The sequence below is a fragment of the Noviherbaspirillum sp. Root189 genome (assembly GCF_001428545.1).
Lineage (GTDB): Bacteria > Pseudomonadota > Gammaproteobacteria > Burkholderiales > Burkholderiaceae_D > Noviherbaspirillum.
This window is the reverse complement of record NZ_LMHZ01000008.1, coordinates 37,518-52,868: the sequence shown is the minus strand read 5'-3', so window position 1 is coordinate 52,868 and position 15,351 is coordinate 37,518. Positions and strand designations below refer to the sequence as shown.

Here is a 15,351-nt window from a genome sequence, read left to right as displayed (position 1 = left end):
ATCCCTTGAAAAACACTCTTCTTATTGTAACTCTGCCGCTCGTCTTGTCGGCATGCGCCTCCGTCGGCCAGCAATCGCAGACATCGCAGCAGCCCCAGACACCAACCCAGGCGGCCAACAACACGCCGTCCTCGGTCACTACGGCAGAAAGCGGGCCAATCCGGACGCAGCCCGTCGCGCAGCGTGCCGGAACGACATCTGGCGAACCCAAAGAAGAAGACAATCTGCCGAAAGCCGAACTGACCGAAGAATTGCTCTACAAGCTGCTGGCCTCCGAATTCGCCTTCCAGCGTGGTGACTGGCAAAGCGCCTATGTGACGGATATGGCCGCCGCGCAGCAGACACGCGACCCACGTCTCGCGAAACGCGCAGCGGAAATTGCACTCAGTGCAAAACAGGCTGATGAAGCGCTTAACGCAGTGCGCCTGTGGCGCAGCCTTGCACCCAATTCCGATGAAGCGGCGCAATACTACCTCAGCTTCGTCGTACTCAGCGATAACCTTGCCGAGGCCAAGCCCATCCTTGAACAGCGTCTGAAGGAAGCACGCCCGCAGACTCGGGGCCTGCTCGCTTTCCAGATGCAACGCCTGCTGTCCAGGGCCAAGGATAAAGCCGCCGCATTCACCCTGCTCGAAGAAGTGCTGGCACCCTATCTCGACATGACGGAATCGCATCTTGCGCTTGCCCAGGGTGCTTTTGCCGCAGGCGACAATGAGCGGGCGCGCCGCGAAGCACAGCTCGCATTGAAAGCCAAGCCCGACTCGGAAATCGCCGTGCTCGCGCTCGCCCAGGTCACACCCGACAAGGCCGAAGCCAACCGCATCATTTCCAGCTTCATTGCGAAGAATCCTAAAGCACGTGAAGTACGGCTTGCTTATGCGCGCAACCTGGTTGAAGAAAAGCAGTTTGCGGCGGCACGAGCCCAGTTTGAAGCGCTCCTGAAAGAGCAGCCTCAGGACCTGACCTCGCTCTACGCACTCGGCGTGCTCGAAGTGCAGGCCAATGACTTGCCTGCAGCGGAAAAGCACCTGACCAGCTATCTCAACGTACTGGCAGCCAATCCGGACGATGAACGAGATCCTTCGCAGGCGCAGCTGTTGCTAGCCCAGATCGCCGAGGACCGCAAGGATACCGATGGGGCCCTGAAATGGCTGTCGCAGATCGAACCGGGTGAAAATTACCTGACCGCGCAAGTCAAGCGCGCGCAAATAATCGCCAAGCGCGGCGATATCGCCGGCGCTCGCAAAGCTTTGCACGACACCATCGTCAACGGTGAACGCGAAGAGTCGCAAATGCTGCTCGCCGAAGCGCAATTGCTGCGTGATGCAAACCGACTACAGGAGTCCCTGGAAGTGCTCAAGGCCGGACTGAAAAAGTTCCCCGAGAATACCGACCTGCTCTACGACCACGCAATGGTCGCGGAAAAGAGTAACCAGTATGAGGTGATGGAAGCGTCGCTGCGCAAGATCATGCAGCTCGCGCCATCCAACCATCATGCCTACAATGCCCTTGGCTACTCTCTGGCCGAGCGCAACATCCGTCTTGATGAAGCGCTCACCCTGATTGACAAGGCGCTCAAACTGGCGCCGGACGATCCTTTCATCCTGGATAGCATGGGTTGGATCCAGTTCCGCCTCGGCAAACTGAAAGATGCGGAAGCGTCGCTGCGTCGCGCGTATGAACTGCGCCCTGACGTTGAAATTGCAGCCCATCTCGGCGAAGTATTGTGGGTAAAGGGCCAGAAGGCCGATGCGCAGAAACTATGGCGCGATGCCCAGACCAAGGATCCGCAGAACGACACTCTCAGGAGTACGCTGGCGCGGCTCAATGTGAACCTATGATGCAGCGGACTGTCGGGAACCGCATACTGATTGCGGCGCTGTCGGCACTCGCCGCCGGCTGCGCAAGCCTCAATCCCTTGTCATCAATGCCTGCACCGGAAACGATCCCGTCGGCATCGGCTCCATCGGCACGCAGCTTCAGCGACAACGTCGACCTGGCTGGCCGCCTATCGGTGCGCTATCAGGGCAACCAGAAAGAAGAGGCCTTGCATGGCAGCTTCACTTGGGCACAGACTGCGGCACAGACTACCGTCGCCATCCTCTCGCCATTGGGGCAAACGGTGGCTGTGATCGATGTGACACCAGAGGGCGCAATGCTGCGCCAGGCCAACCAGCCGGTGCGTTCCGCACCTGATGTCGATGCATTGACAGCCGAAACCCTCGGCTGGCCGCTACCGGTATCCGGGCTGCGTCAATGGCTGCAAGGCTTCGGCATTGATGCCTCCGGAAAGCGCTTTATCGCCAACCCGCAAGCCAGCGACTTCACCACGCGCGACGGCTGGCGCATACGTTATGCCAACTGGCAGGATGAGGCATCGCCGCAGACTCGTCCGCGACGCATTGACCTCGCGCGCAATACCGCACAAGCCGGCGACGTCTCCATCCGCATTGTGATCGATACATGGCAAGAACACTGAACGACTGCCTTGCGCCTGCCAAGCTGAATCTCTTTCTACACGTGACGGGACGTCGCGCGGACGGTTATCACCTTTTGCAGACCGCATTCCAGTTGCTGGACCATGGTGATCGGTTGCATTTCATGATGCGTGAAGATGCTGAAATCAAACGCACGACCGAGATTGCCGGCGTACCGGAAGCGTCGGACCTGATGGTGCGTGCCGCCCGCCTGCTGCAAACGGAAACCGGCACCCGCTTCGGCGTCGACATCGCCATCGACAAGCGCCTTCCGATGGGCGGCGGGCTGGGTGGAGGGTCATCCGATGCCGCAACTACCCTGATCGCCCTCAATCATCTGTGGAATACCGGCCTTACCCGGAAACAGCTGATGCATCTCGGATTGCAACTCGGCGCCGACGTGCCGTTTTTCATCTTTGGCAAGAACGCATTTGCCGAGGGAGTAGGCGAAACACTTACCCCACTCAACACCCCGCCGTATTGGTATGTTGTAATCGAACCCGGTGTCTCGGCACCAACAGCTGCGATATTTTCCGATCCGGAATTGACAAGGGATACAAAAGTCGTCAGAATAACGGACTTTCCTGAGGCGTCTACCGGCTTCGGAAAAAACGACCTGCAAGTCGTGGCAACAAGGCTTTTCCCCCCCATTGCTGAAGCCATTAAATGGCTGAGACAATACGGAGATGCCAGGATGACTGGTTCCGGTGCATGTGTGTTCTGCGCGTTTTCGCATGAACATGAGGCAGAGGAAGTTTTGCAAGCAGTACGCAAAACCGGCCTGCGGAATTGGAAAGCATGGAAAGCCAAAGCGATCGAGCGTCACCCGCTCTCGCACTTGCTAGGTTCGTAAGTCAAGAATTCGTTTGGTATTGCGGAAGAGTGCAATGTTGAACAACCGGTTGTGTAGGGGAGTCGCCAAGTTGGTCAAGGCACCGGATTTTGATTCCGGCATTCGAAGGTTCGAATCCTTCTTCCCCTGCCATTAAAATATAGAAGAAACTTACAAGCCGCCAACGCAAGACGATACGTCAAAGCCTTGGCGGCTTTTCAAATTTTTAACCCACTCAATTACCTAGGTGTCCCATGGCGCTCGAAAACCTGATGGTCTTTACCGGCAATGCCAATCCGGAGCTGGCCGCAGGAGTGGCCAAACAGCTTGGAATTCCTCTCGGCAAGGCGGTGGTATCAAAATTTTCCGACGGTGAAGTCATGGTGGAAATCAACGAAAACGTCCGCGGCAAGGATGTTTTCGTATTGCAGTCGACTTGTGCTCCAACCAATGACAGCCTGATGGAAATCATGCTGATGGTCGATGCACTGAAGCGTGCGTCTGCCGGTCGTATCACTGCCGCCATCCCCTATTTCGGTTATGCCCGTCAGGACCGTCGCCCGCGTTCCGCTCGTGTTGCCATTTCGGCCAAAGTTGTTGCCAACATGTTGCAGCAGGCAGGCGTCGAACGCGTCCTGATCATGGATTTGCATGCCGACCAGATTCAGGGCTTCTTTGATATTCCTGTCGACAACATCTATGCCTCGCCGATCCTGCTGTCGGATCTGGTAGAAAAGAATTACGACGATCTTCTGGTCGTATCGCCTGACGTGGGCGGCGTGGTTCGTGCCCGTGCGCTCGCCAAGCGCCTGAACTGCGACCTCGCGATCATCGACAAGCGCCGCCCCAAAGCCAATGTGTCCGAAGTAATGCACATCATTGGTGAAGTTGAAGGCCGTAACTGCGTGATCATGGACGACATGGTCGACACCGCAGGCACACTGACGAAGGCAGCTGAAGTGTTGAAAGAGCGTGGCGCCAAGAAAGTGGTCGCCTACTGTACGCACCCCGTGCTGTCCGGTCCAGCGATCGAGCGCATTGCGACGTCCCCGCTGGACGAACTGGTTGTCACCGACACCATTCCGCTGACCGCTGCCGCACGTGCTTGCCCGAAGATCCGTCAGCTCACATCGGCGGAACTGCTGGCTGAGACCTTCAAGCGCATTACCAAAGGTGACTCGGTCAGCTCTCTGTTCGCAGATTAAGATTTACGCTTTTCCCTGGCCCCGCCTTCCGGCGGGGCCAGGTTTTTTCGTCCCCTGGTCGCGGGGGACGGCAACGCGAGGCAGATGCCTTGCAATCATTGGAGATTTAATATGAAAGTAGTTGCATTCCCACGCAAAGAGCAGGGGTCCGGAGCGAGCCGCCGCCTGCGCAATGCTGGCCAGACACCGGGCATCATTTACGGTGGTACGGCTGCACCGGTCGCTATCGCTCTCGACCACAACGCGCTGTACCATGCGCTGAAAAAGGAAGCATTCCATTCGTCGATCCTCGACATGGAAATTGAAGGCAAGGTTGAAAAAGTCCTGCTGCGCGACTTCCAGGTGCACGCGTTCAAGCAACTCGTCCTGCACGCTGACTTCCAGCGCGTTGACCAGAACCAGAAGATCCACGTCAAGGTGCCGCTGCACTTCGTGAACGCTGAGATTTCGCCGGCTGTGAAGCTGGGCGGTGCGATCATCAGCCACGTGATGAACGAACTCGACGTGACTTGCCTCCCTGGCGACCTGCCGGAATTCGTCGAAGTCGACCTGTCGACAGTCGAAGTTGGTGCGACAGTTCACCTGTCTAACATCAAGCTGCCGAAGGGCGTGTCCGCGGTGCTGCACGGTCAGGATGATCCGACCATCGCAACGGCGAGCGTACCTGCCGGTCAGGTTTCTGCTGACGACGCGGCTGCTGCCGAAGGCGACGCAGAGAAGAAGTAATCGGTATTGCGTACTTCGCAACCATGAAAACCCCGCCACCTGGCGGGGTTTTATTTTTATAGCTGCTTATAGCTGCTGCTACTCATCCGCAGGCAATTACTCTCATGCAAACCAGCGGAATTTTTCAATATATTTGTCAAACCCGCATTCGACCGCAGCCACTTCCTGGCCATGAATCGTCTGTAAAATCACTCGTTCGCCCAGCCGCATAAATTACATCCATTCAACCTTGGAGGAACAGCCCCGCATGCCACATGACGTCAGTCTGATTACGACAATTGCCGCCGCTCTGGGCCTTGGCCTGATCTTCGGGATGCTTGCCATTCGCCTGAAGCTCCCCGCGCTGGTTGGCTATCTCGCTGCCGGCATTGTGATCGGCCCTGCGACTCCGGGCTTTGTCGCAGATATCGAACTGTCAGCTCAGCTCGCGGAAATCGGCGTCATGCTACTCATGTTTGGCGTTGGACTGCATTTTTCAGTCGATGACCTTTTGCAGGTACGACGTATTGCCCTGCCCGGCGCGATCTTGCAGATCGTCGTTGCGACCGCGATGGGGGTAGGGCTTGCGCATTTGTGGGGCTGGAGTCTTGGCGCGGGTCTGGTATTTGGACTCGCCTTGTCTGTCGCCAGCACAGTCGTTCTGCTTAGAGCGCTTGAAGACCGGGGAATTTTAGACTCAATCAACGGGCAGATCGCCGTTGGCTGGCTGGTCGTGGAAGATCTGGTTACGGTGTTGGTCCTGGTGCTATTGCCGGCGTTGTCAGGATGGCTCGGTGGCAGCGGCGGACAAGAAGGCAGTACGCTGTGGACGACGCTTGCCCTGACGCTGGGACAGGTCATTGCCTTCGTCGTGTTCATGCTTGTTGTGGGGCGCAAGCTCTTTCCGTGGCTGTTATGGCGGGTCGCCAGAACCGGCTCGCGCGAATTGTTCACCCTTTGCGTCATTGCCGCCGCAGTCGGTATTGCCTACGGCTCGTCCAAAATATTTGGCGTGTCGTTCGCCCTCGGCGCCTTCTTTGCGGGCATGGTCCTGCGCGAATCGGAACTCAGTCATCGCGCGGCAGAGGAATCCCTTCCGCTCCGGGACGCATTTTCCGTACTGTTTTTCGTGTCAGTTGGCATGCTGTTTGATCCACTTGTACTCGTGCAATATCCCTTGCAGGTCCTTGCCGTGGTTGCCGTCATCGTTGTCGGCAAATCGATTGCAGCGTTTGTCCTCGTCTTGATGCTGCGTTACCCGCTCAACACTGCGCTCACCGTATCGGCAAGTCTGGCGCAGATCGGCGAGTTCTCATTCATCCTTGCCGGCCTCGGTATGTCACTCGGCCTGCTGCCCAAGGAAGCACAAAGTTTTATCCTTGCTGGCGCAATCATTTCGATTGCATTGAATCCAGCGGTCTTCAAGCTGATCGAACCTCTGCAGAACTGGATACGCGCCAAGTCCGACCTCGCTCGCAAATTTGAGCGCCCGGATGACCCCCTGGCCGAATTGCCGATGACAACAGACCAGAACAAGCTAACCGGGCAGGTGGTACTGGTTGGCTATGGTCGCGTGGGCCGGCGCATTGCCGACGACCTGGTTGCCCGGGGCGTGCATTTCGTTGTCGCCGACCAGAACCGCGAGCGGGTCGAGCAGTTGCGCAAACAGGGGATACCCGCCGTCGCGGGCGACGCCGCCGAACCGGCGGTCCTGATTCAGGCGCATATCGCTCGCGCTTCCATACTAGTGGTGGCAACTCCCGACACATTTGGTGTGCGGGCAATGATCGAAACCGCGCGCGCACTCAACCCCACTATTCAAACCGTGGTGCGTACCCATAGTGAAAGCGAGGCAGCGCTGCTGCGACACGAAAAGGCAGGCAAGGTATTTATCGGCGAACATGAACTGGCGACAAGCATGACACACTACATCCTGGACAGCCTCGAACAACAGGAACATGCCGCCCCACATCCGCATTGAGTGCGTGCAGTGAGCCCATCAACTCGATGGAAGTGCCCTCAGCGCCATGCTGTATTGGACGGCGACCTGCAACATCCCCGATAATCAGGGTCTTTGATATATTCGCCTTGCAATTGCCATTTTGGCAGCAGCACGGGCAAACCTAACAGCATGTCCATACGCCTCATCGTCGGCTTGGGAAATCCGGGTCCTGAATACGAACAGACAAGGCACAACGCCGGTTTTTGGCTGGTCGACAACCTCGCCGGAAACCGCCTCGTGCGCGAGTCCCGTTACAACGCACTGGCGTGCAAAACCAGCATCGCAGGTCAGGAAGTCTGGCTGCTGGAGCCGCAGACCTACATGAACCGTTCAGGCCAATCGGTCGGCGCACTCGCCCGCTTTTTTAAAATCGCGGCGGACGAAGTGCTGGTTGTCCATGACGAACTCGACCTGCCCCCGGGCGCTGCGAAAATCAAGAAAGGCGGATCCTCCGGCGGTCATAATGGATTGAAGGACATTACCGCTGCGCTCGGCACCCAGGATTACTGGCGGCTGCGCATCGGCATCGGTCATCCACGCTCGCTGAACCTGCAACAACCCGTCGTCGACTTCGTACTCCATCGTCCGCGCAAGGAAGAACAGGCGCTGATCAATGAATCAATAGAAAAAAGCATCGATGTGATTCCCATGCTCTGCGAAGGTAAGTTTGAAGCGGCAATGATGAAACTGCATTCGACGGCAAAATAGGCATGCTGATTTCCGTAACCGCATCAATGGCGACAGACTATACCGACGGTGCCATGCAACCCCTTTGCCACGGTCATACATGACTGGCCCGCTTTCAATTCACGCCGGCCCGAAGGCGCTCGCCCATCTTCGCACCCACGGCTTGCGTGCACAGGATATCGCCATCATCCCAGGCGCAGCCGGTGGCCCTAAGGGACTGATCTTGCAAAAGCTTGACCAGTGGATGTTCGGTAGCTGGTTGCCATCGGCACCGCGCGAACGTACATTGGTCGGCGCGTCGATCGGCGCATGGCGCATGGCGGCCGCCTGTCTCGCCGATCCGGTGTCGGGCTTCCAGCGCCTCGGCGATCTCTATTGCGAACAGACTTATCCGCACCGGCCATCGGCCCGCTATGTCACGGACACCTGCAAGGCGGTCCTGAACGGCACCCTAGGCGGACATGAGCATGAAGTAACCAGCCATCCGCATTACCGCCTGCAAATCCTGGTGTCGCGCGGGCGCGGTTTGCTGAAGGCGCCGAGGCGCAATGTTTCGGTGAGCACAGGCTTCGGCCTCGCCGTTCTGGGCAATTTCGTTTCACGCTCGCAGCTGGCAAACCATCTTGCCAGGGTTGTCATCGGCGACGAGCGCGAACCGGCTTTCTGGCTCAAGGCAAAATTCGACGCCTTCCATACAGCCTTTGCTCCGCTCTCCCCTGACAACCTGAACAGCGCCTTGCTGGCCTCGGGCACGCTCCCGTTCACCATGGAACCCGTCCGTCATATTCCACATGCGCCGATCGGCACCTACTGGGACGGCGGCCTGATCGATTATCACCTGGCATTGCCATACTCCCGCGTCGCCGGCAATGCGGACGGCGGCCTGGTGCTGTACCCGCATTTCAGCAATGAAATCGTGCCGGGCTGGCTGGACAAGTCTCTTCCCTGGCGGCGGGCCAATATCGGCCGCAACCGGGAATGGCTGGACAATGTCATCCTGCTCTCACCGTCACGCGAATTCCTGCAAACCTTATCCCTGGGGAAACTGCCTGACCGTAACGATTTCCATTATTACGGCTTGAATCATGCGGCACGCATTCTCAACTGGAAGCTGGCCATCGGCGAAGGAGAGCGACTGCGCGATGCGCTGGCCGAATTTGTCGAAAAGCCAAATCTCGATCTGGTACAGCCGATCTGATTCGAGTCCGCTGCTACGGTAAAATAGCGGGTTAATTCAAACATTTGGCAAAGCGAAGTACACCATGAGTCTCCAATGCGGCATCGTCGGCCTGCCTAACGTCGGCAAATCCACCCTGTTCAATGCACTGACCAAAGCAGGCATTGCTGCGGAAAATTATCCTTTCTGCACCATCGAGCCGAACGTCGGCATCGTGGAAGTTCCCGATCCTCGCCTCAAGCAGCTTTCCGACATCGTCAAGCCCGAGCGCATCGTCCCGGCAGTCGTCGAATTTGTAGACATCGCCGGCCTAGTGGCGGGCGCGTCCAAGGGCGAAGGCCTGGGCAACCAGTTCCTCGCGCACATCCGCGAAACCGATGCGATCGTCAACGTGGTGCGCTGCTTCGAAGACCCGAACGTAATTCACGTCGCCGGTAAAGTCAGTCCGCTCGACGACATCGCCGTCATCCAGACCGAACTTGCACTGGCTGACATGGGCACCGTCGAAAAGGCAATCCACCGCGAAAACAAGAAAGCGCGTTCCGGCGACAAGGAAGCCGCCAAACTGGTCGACCTGCTGGAACGCATCATGCCGCAACTGAACGATGCCAAGCCGGTACGCGCCATGGGTTTGGACGCGGAAGAAATGGCGATCATCAAGTCGCTCTGCCTGATCACCGCCAAGCCGGCCATGTACGTAGCCAATGTCTCCGACACCGGTTTCACCAACAACCCGCTGCTCGACCAGCTGACCGCCTACGCGCAGGAACAGAATGCACCGATCGTCGCGATCTGCGCCGCGATCGAAGCGGAAATCGCCGATCTCGATGATGCAGACAAGGGAGAATTCCTGGCCGACATGGGCATGGAAGAACCGGGCCTCGATCGCCTGATCCGTGCCGGTTTCAAGCTGCTGGGCCTGCAGACCTATTTCACCGCAGGCGTAAAAGAAGTGCGAGCATGGACGGTTCCGGTTGGTGCGACCGCACCGCAGGCAGCCGGCGTAATCCACACCGATTTCGAACGCGGCTTTATCCGTGCACAGACAATCTCCTTCGAAGACTTCATTGCCTACAAGGGCGAACAGGGTGCGAAGGAAGCCGGCAAGATGCGCGCCGAAGGCAAGGAATACATCGTCAAGGACGGCGATGTGCTGAACTTTCTGTTTAACGTCTAAGCACTACGAAAATCCAACGCGCCATGCCCATCCTGACCGAACTGAACCTTTATCCGATTAAATCCTGCGCCGGCATTTCCCTGCGTGAGGCGACCGTCACGCCTGCGGGCCTGATGAGCGAGCAGATCTATGATCGCGAATGGATGGTCGTCGATGCGGAGGGACAGTTCATGACGCAGCGCGATTATCCGAAGATGGCCCTGATCGTCCCGCGTATCAAGGCCGACACGCTGGAACTGCGCGCACCCGGCATGCTGCGGCTGGAAGTGCCGCTCGGCCTGCCCGATCCGTCCGAGGAAACCACGCTGACGGTGCACGTCTGGGGCGAACCGGTACACGCGTATGACTGCGACGAAACCACGGCGACATGGTTTTCGAAATTTCTGGGCACGCCATGCCGTCTCGTGCGTTTTCATGCCGAAGCCAAGCGGATCGCCAACAAGGAATGGACCAATGGTCTGGAAGTACCAACCTTGTTTGCAGACGGTTATCCGATGCTGGTGGTCTCGGAAGCCTCGCTCGCCGACCTCAACAGCAAGCTGCAGGCGCAAGGCCGACAGTCATTGCCGATGAATCGCTTCCGCCCCAATATCGTGGTGAACGGTATCGAAGCCTTCGAGGAAGATGTCACCGAATCATTCAGGATCGGCGATGCCGTGCTCAAGCCGGTCAAGCCCTGCCCGCGCTGTCCCATGCCCTCGGTGGATCAGGCAACCGGTGAATTTGGCCCCAATCCGCTCGACATCCTGCAAACCTACCGCGCCAATCCCAAAGTCGATGGCCGTATTACATTTGGCATGAACGCCATCCTGCTCGAAGGCGAAGGTCAGGTGCTGCGGGTTGGTCAGGAAGTCGACGTCAGCATCGCATTCTGATCTGACAACACGCGGGTAACAGAATGCATGATGTGCATCGTTCGGTTCGTACTCGCCTTATTCCATTTGCAGTTGCCATCCGGTCTATTGTGACCCGGGATGGTACACGGTAGTATCTAAACGAATTTTCGTTTCACGCCTTCCGAGCATCTGCCCGTCTCGCCGATGCCCTGATACGGAGCCTTCGCCGATGACGCAAGACCTGGCTGCAGAAAACAGGCGGCTGCGCGAGCAGCTGGCGCAGCTATTGGCACAGGCTGAAAAAAACCAGCGCATCCTGCAAAAGCATCAGGCGTTCGACCTGCAATTCATCTCGGCCGGCAGCCTGCGTGAATTGCTTGATACGGTCTTCGATACCTTCGCAAGTTCGGCCGGCCTCCATGTGGTGACCCTGACTTTGCTCGACCCGGATTACGACATTCGCCGCATTCTGGTCGATCTCGGCATCCAGCAGACGGAATTTCCTCACCTGCTCTTCCTGCAGGAAGAAGCCGAGTTCGGCGAACTTGCGGGCAAATTGTTCAAACCGGTGCTCGGCACTTATTCAGAAGAACTGCATGGCCGCGTTTTCCCTGAACCGATTGTGCCGCCCGCCAGCGTGGCCATTTTGCCTCTTGTTCGGCATGGCAAGCTGATCGGCTGCATGAATCTTGGTAGCGACGATACCAAGCGTTTTGCGCCGGCACTCAGTACGGAATTCATTGAACACCTGGCATCCATCATTGCCATCTGTGTTGAAAACGTCATCAATACCGAAAGGCTGAAGCATATCGGGTTGACCGATCCGCTCACCGGCGTCAACAATCGACGCTACATCGAGCGCCGCCTGCTTGAGGAAATCGGCCGTTCATGGCGTCAGAGCTATGCCCTGTCCTGCATGTACATCGATATCGATTATTTCAAGCGCATCAACGACCGCATGGGCCATCAGGCCGGCGACGAAGTATTGCGAGGCGTGGCCGCTCGCATCAAGGCGGAACTGCGCCTGAGCGATGCGCTTGGCCGTTTTGGCGGTGAGGAATTTGTTGTCCTGCTGATCGATACCGAACAGGTGGATGCGGTGAATGTCGCCGAACGTATCCGCCTCGGCATTGCGGAACATCCGCTGGTACTGCTCAACGGGCAGAAACTCGATGTGACGGTTTCGCTAGGTGTTGCCGCACTGGACACGAAGGCGCGCGCAGAGGATGTCGAAGCAGCCGCCCAGCGCCTGGTGGCGCAGGCTGACCAGGCACTTTACAGAGCGAAGGAAGCAGGTCGGAATCGGGTGATTGCCGCAGGCTGAAGGCAATCCGAATCGGCGCTATGCCTGTGCCTTGTCCTGGTTTTTCGCCGCTGCTTCCGCTTGCAGGCGCTCATACTTTGCCTGCAGTTGTTCCTTGCTTTCCCGCCAGTCCGGGTTAAAGGGGATGCACTCCACCGGACATATCTGCTGGCATTGCGGCTCATTGAAGTGGCCGACGCACTCCGTACATTTGTCGGGATCGATCTCGTAGATCTCGGTCCCCATGTAAATCGCGTCGTTCGGGCACTCGGGCTCGCACACGTCGCAATTGATACATTCGTCCGTAATCATTAATGCCATAACAACCTCTGCTTTGCTGCCCGTGCATTCGCCGGTTGGCGAATGTCGCGATGAGGATGCGGCTTATTTGCCGCTGGCAGCCAATTTTTCCTTCAGCCATTTTTCGACTGACGGGAAAACAAACTTGGAGACATCACCGCCCAATGTGGCGATTTCGCGCACAATGGTACCGGATATGAATTGATATTGGTCCGATGGCGTCAGGAACAAGGTTTCGACGTCGGGCAACAGGTAGCGGTTCATGCCGGCCATCTGGAATTCATATTCGAAGTCCGACACCGCACGCAGACCGCGTACGATGACGCGCGCATCATGCGCGCGCACAAAATCCTTGAGCAAGCCCGAAAAGCTTTCGACCTGCACATTCGGATAATGGCCCAGCACCTCGTTGGCGATGGATAGACGCTCTTCCATCGAAAAAAACGGCCGCTTGTTCTTGCTGTCGGCAACGCCTACCACCAGCTTGTCGAACAAACCCGAAGCGCGCCTTACCAGATCTTCGTGGCCGCGCGTGAGTGGATCGAACGTGCCTGGATAAACTGCTGTGACCATCTTGGCTCCCTGACCAGTGATGAAACAAATTCCGGAACGCGCATTATGCCTGATTTTCCGGCATGCTTTTGCGCTGCAGCAAATGATAGAACACCATGCCTGCCTTGTCTGCCCGCACGACTGTCCAGCCATCCAGCCAATTCGGCGTGGATTCGCCTTCCATTTCAGTGTTCAGCGGCGTTTCAGCTTCAGCATATACCATGCCGCCGTCAGCCAACAGTTGCCGGCAAACAGGTAGTATTTTTACCATCCAGTCGCGGTGATATGGGGGATCGAGGAAGATCAGTTCGAAGCGCATGTCGTGTCGCAACAAGGTTTGCGCTGTCACCAGGGCATCACCACGTCGAATGTCGACCTGTGTCGCCTTTAGCTTGTCGCGTGTTGCATCCAGCTGTCGCACGGCAGCCGCATTGTCTTCCACCATCAGCACACCGGCAGCGCCGCGGCTTGCCGCTTCAAAACCGAGTGCGCCCGTACCGGCAAACAAGTCCAGGCAGCGCACTGTGGTCCAGTTACCATCGAACAGGTGACTGAGCCAGTTGAAGACGGTTTCGCGGACGCGGTCCGGCGTAGGACGCAGTCCTTCCGCATCAAGCACAGCCAGCGGCGTCCTTTTCCACTGACCACCTATGATACGCACCTGGCGTGCCGGTCCTGCATGACGTGGAGCAGGCGCCTGCCTGTTTTTACGGCTAGCCTGCATGCTGTTGGGTCGCGTCATTTCGCAGTATCCGCATTGTTGGCTGCACTGCCGACGATCACTGTCGACATCTTGTCGAGCGCGACTTTGCGATTGAACGCCGCTTTGATATCGGCCGCAGTTACCTTGGCCACATTGCGGGTCCAGGTGTCGAGATAATCCAGCGGCAGTCGGTAAAAACCGATCGCAGCAACGTAGTCGAGAATCTTCTTATTGTTGTCTATGCGCAACGCAAAACCACCGATCAGGTTGTCCTTGGCGGCTTTCACTTCCTGCTCTGTCGGACCGTTACGCAGATAGGTCGAGATGGTGTCGCGAACAACGGATAATGCATTGTCGGTTTGCTCTTTTTGCGTCTGCAGACCGGCCTGGAATGGCCCCGGCTGTGCAAGCGGATTGAAATAGCTATAGACGCTGTATGAAAGTCCGCGCTTTTCGCGCACCTCGCGCGTCAACCGTGAAACGAAACCACCACCGCCGAGCGTGTAGTTTCCGACCATTAAGGGAAAATAATCAGGATCGCCGCGGGCAATCGCCGGCATGCCTAACAGGATGTGCGCTTGCGATGCGGGATGCGCAATGCGTTCTTCCCTGGGCGGTGCAATGTCGACCGACGGCAGTTCCGGCAAGGGAGTCCCTTGCGGCAGACGCTCCGTCAACTGCTGCGCGATCGCGTCGGCGTCGGCGCGGCTCAGGTCGCCGATGATGGACACAATGGCGCGGTTGGCTACGTAATGGGCGTTGTGAAAAGCAACCAGATCATCGCGTGTAATCGACTCTACCGAAGCGACGGTTTCATGCCTTGCATAGGGATGACTACCATAGAGCAAGCGCCAGAAGGCCTTGTCGGCAATCGACTCCGGTTTGGTTTCGCTTTCCCTGATCGCGGCAATCGTCCTCGCCTTGTCGCGCGCCAGAAAATTTTCCGGAAAGCTGGGATGGGCCAGTAAGCGGGCGAGCAATGTGACCGAAGCATCGCGTTCGGCACGACTGCTCAGCGTGCGCAGGCTGGCGCCGGCGCGATCACCGCCCGCCCCGCCGCCGCGCTGCGCCGCCGTATCGGCAAAGGCGTCGGAAATCTGTGCTTCCGTCATCGCCGGTTCCGCGATCGGCGTGGTCGATTCACGCAGGCCGCGCGCGAGCATGGCATTGGTCAGTGAAGCGACGCCCGACTTGTCTTGCGGGTCGCGGCGAGAACCTGCGTCGAACTCGACGCTCAGGTCGACCACCGGGATCGAATGGTTTTCGACAAACAGCACACGTGTGCCGTTGCCAAGCGACCACGACTGTATCTGCAAAGCCGCCTGTGCCGGTGCGATGCCGGTAAAGCCGATGGCCACGCCGGCCAGTGCAAAGAAAAAGCGTTTAAACATCATC

General features: G+C 57.7%; 15 protein-coding genes and 1 tRNA gene. 12 read left to right on the top strand and 4 right to left on the bottom strand.

Features of this window, described 5'->3' with window-relative positions:
- Positions 1 to 5: 5 nt before the first annotated feature.
- The 12 genes from ASE07_RS06015 (at position 6) to ASE07_RS05960 (ending at position 12,422) form a co-directional block, all read left to right on the top strand.
- The gene (locus ASE07_RS06015; RefSeq protein ID WP_200960889.1) at positions 6 to 1,841 is read left to right on the top strand and encodes a tetratricopeptide repeat protein; all 1,836 of its coding nucleotides are present in this window, start codon (positions 6 to 8) and stop codon (positions 1,839 to 1,841) included.
- The gene (gene lolB / locus ASE07_RS06010; protein WP_057289903.1) at positions 1,838 to 2,479 is read left to right on the top strand and encodes a lipoprotein insertase outer membrane protein LolB; all 642 of its coding nucleotides are present in this window, start codon (positions 1,838 to 1,840) and stop codon (positions 2,477 to 2,479) included. Before ASE07_RS06015 ends, lolB begins: the two co-directional genes overlap by 4 nt.
- Entirely contained in the window at positions 2,464 to 3,330 is an 867-nt protein-coding gene (ispE, locus tag ASE07_RS06005) for a 4-(cytidine 5'-diphospho)-2-C-methyl-D-erythritol kinase (protein WP_057289902.1), read from the top strand. Before lolB ends, ispE begins: the two co-directional genes overlap by 16 nt.
- Before the next feature lie 55 nt (positions 3,331 to 3,385).
- Positions 3,386 to 3,462 (top strand) — tRNA-Gln (locus tag ASE07_RS06000).
- 101 nt (positions 3,463 to 3,563) lie between these two features.
- The gene (locus ASE07_RS05995; protein WP_057289901.1) at positions 3,564 to 4,514 is read left to right on the top strand and encodes a ribose-phosphate pyrophosphokinase; all 951 of its coding nucleotides are present in this window, start codon (positions 3,564 to 3,566) and stop codon (positions 4,512 to 4,514) included.
- A gap of 111 nt (positions 4,515 to 4,625) precedes the next feature.
- Positions 4,626 to 5,240, top strand: a complete 615-nt coding sequence (locus tag ASE07_RS05990; RefSeq protein ID WP_057289900.1) for a 50S ribosomal protein L25/general stress protein Ctc — start codon at positions 4,626 to 4,628, stop codon at positions 5,238 to 5,240.
- Between the two features lie 247 nt (positions 5,241 to 5,487).
- Positions 5,488 to 7,200 (top strand): YbaL family putative K(+) efflux transporter, encoded by a 1,713-nt coding sequence (gene ybaL / locus ASE07_RS05985; RefSeq protein WP_057289899.1) that lies wholly within the window; start codon positions 5,488 to 5,490, stop codon positions 7,198 to 7,200.
- Positions 7,201 to 7,350: 150 nt separating this feature from the next.
- On the top strand, positions 7,351 to 7,929 hold the full coding sequence (gene pth / locus ASE07_RS05980; protein WP_057289898.1) for an aminoacyl-tRNA hydrolase: 579 nt from the start codon (positions 7,351 to 7,353) through the stop codon (positions 7,927 to 7,929).
- A gap of 79 nt (positions 7,930 to 8,008) precedes the next feature.
- A complete protein-coding gene (locus ASE07_RS05975) occupies positions 8,009 to 9,106 on the top strand; it encodes a hypothetical protein (RefSeq protein WP_057289897.1) in 1,098 nt (365 codons plus the stop codon).
- A gap of 64 nt (positions 9,107 to 9,170) precedes the next feature.
- Positions 9,171 to 10,262: a redox-regulated ATPase YchF gene (gene ychF / locus ASE07_RS05970; protein WP_057289896.1), complete on the top strand. Its 1,092-nt coding sequence runs from the start codon at positions 9,171 to 9,173 to the stop codon at positions 10,260 to 10,262.
- A 23-nt stretch (positions 10,263 to 10,285) separates the two neighbouring features.
- Positions 10,286 to 11,137: an MOSC domain-containing protein gene (locus tag ASE07_RS05965; RefSeq protein ID WP_057289895.1), complete on the top strand. Its 852-nt coding sequence runs from the start codon at positions 10,286 to 10,288 to the stop codon at positions 11,135 to 11,137.
- A gap of 190 nt (positions 11,138 to 11,327) precedes the next feature.
- Complete coding sequence (locus tag ASE07_RS05960) at positions 11,328 to 12,422, top strand: GGDEF domain-containing protein (RefSeq protein ID WP_057289894.1); 1,095 nt, start codon at positions 11,328 to 11,330, stop codon at positions 12,420 to 12,422.
- Positions 12,423 to 12,440: 18 nt separating this feature from the next.
- On the opposite strand, the gene ASE07_RS05955 is transcribed toward ASE07_RS05960, so the two are convergent.
- From ASE07_RS05955 to ASE07_RS05940, 4 genes are all read right to left on the bottom strand, one after another.
- Positions 12,441 to 12,722, bottom strand: a complete 282-nt coding sequence (locus ASE07_RS05955; RefSeq protein ID WP_057289893.1) for a YfhL family 4Fe-4S dicluster ferredoxin — start codon at positions 12,720 to 12,722, stop codon at positions 12,441 to 12,443.
- Between the two features lie 63 nt (positions 12,723 to 12,785).
- Entirely contained in the window at positions 12,786 to 13,274 is a 489-nt protein-coding gene (gene coaD, locus ASE07_RS05950) for a pantetheine-phosphate adenylyltransferase (RefSeq protein WP_057289892.1), read from the bottom strand.
- Between the two features lie 43 nt (positions 13,275 to 13,317).
- Positions 13,318 to 13,977: a 16S rRNA (guanine(966)-N(2))-methyltransferase RsmD gene (gene rsmD / locus ASE07_RS05945; RefSeq protein ID WP_057289972.1), complete on the bottom strand. Its 660-nt coding sequence runs from the start codon at positions 13,975 to 13,977 to the stop codon at positions 13,318 to 13,320.
- 14 nt (positions 13,978 to 13,991) lie between these two features.
- On the bottom strand, positions 13,992 to 15,347 hold the full coding sequence (locus ASE07_RS05940) for a M16 family metallopeptidase (RefSeq protein ID WP_057289891.1): 1,356 nt from the start codon (positions 15,345 to 15,347) through the stop codon (positions 13,992 to 13,994).
- Positions 15,348 to 15,351 lie beyond the last annotated feature (4 nt).

Excerpts from the sequence above, each read along its gene's own strand:
- ychF (WP_057289896.1), top strand. The coding sequence starts at position 9,171 with ATGAGTCTCCAATGCGGCATCGTCGGCCTGCCTAACGTCGGCAAATCC.
- ybaL (WP_057289899.1), top strand. The coding sequence starts at position 5,488 with ATGCCACATGACGTCAGTCTGATTACGACAATTGCCGCCGCTCTGGGC.
- ispE (WP_057289902.1), top strand. The coding sequence starts at position 2,464 with ATGGCAAGAACACTGAACGACTGCCTTGCGCCTGCCAAGCTGAATCTC.
- coaD (WP_057289892.1), bottom strand. The coding sequence starts at position 13,274 with ATGGTCACAGCAGTTTATCCAGGCACGTTCGATCCACTCACGCGCGGC.
- ASE07_RS05940 (WP_057289891.1), bottom strand. The coding sequence starts at position 15,347 with ATGTTTAAACGCTTTTTCTTTGCACTGGCCGGCGTGGCCATCGGCTTT.
- ASE07_RS05960 (WP_057289894.1), top strand. The coding sequence starts at position 11,328 with ATGACGCAAGACCTGGCTGCAGAAAACAGGCGGCTGCGCGAGCAGCTG.
- rsmD (WP_057289972.1), bottom strand. The coding sequence starts at position 13,977 with ATGCAGGCTAGCCGTAAAAACAGGCAGGCGCCTGCTCCACGTCATGCA.
- ASE07_RS05975 (WP_057289897.1), top strand. The coding sequence starts at position 8,009 with ATGACTGGCCCGCTTTCAATTCACGCCGGCCCGAAGGCGCTCGCCCAT.
- lolB (WP_057289903.1), top strand. The coding sequence starts at position 1,838 with ATGATGCAGCGGACTGTCGGGAACCGCATACTGATTGCGGCGCTGTCG.
- ASE07_RS05990 (WP_057289900.1), top strand. The coding sequence starts at position 4,626 with ATGAAAGTAGTTGCATTCCCACGCAAAGAGCAGGGGTCCGGAGCGAGC.
- pth (WP_057289898.1), top strand. The coding sequence starts at position 7,351 with ATGTCCATACGCCTCATCGTCGGCTTGGGAAATCCGGGTCCTGAATAC.
- ASE07_RS05965 (WP_057289895.1), top strand. The coding sequence starts at position 10,286 with ATGCCCATCCTGACCGAACTGAACCTTTATCCGATTAAATCCTGCGCC.
- ASE07_RS05995 (WP_057289901.1), top strand. The coding sequence starts at position 3,564 with ATGGCGCTCGAAAACCTGATGGTCTTTACCGGCAATGCCAATCCGGAG.
- ASE07_RS05955 (WP_057289893.1), bottom strand. The coding sequence starts at position 12,722 with ATGGCATTAATGATTACGGACGAATGTATCAATTGCGACGTGTGCGAG.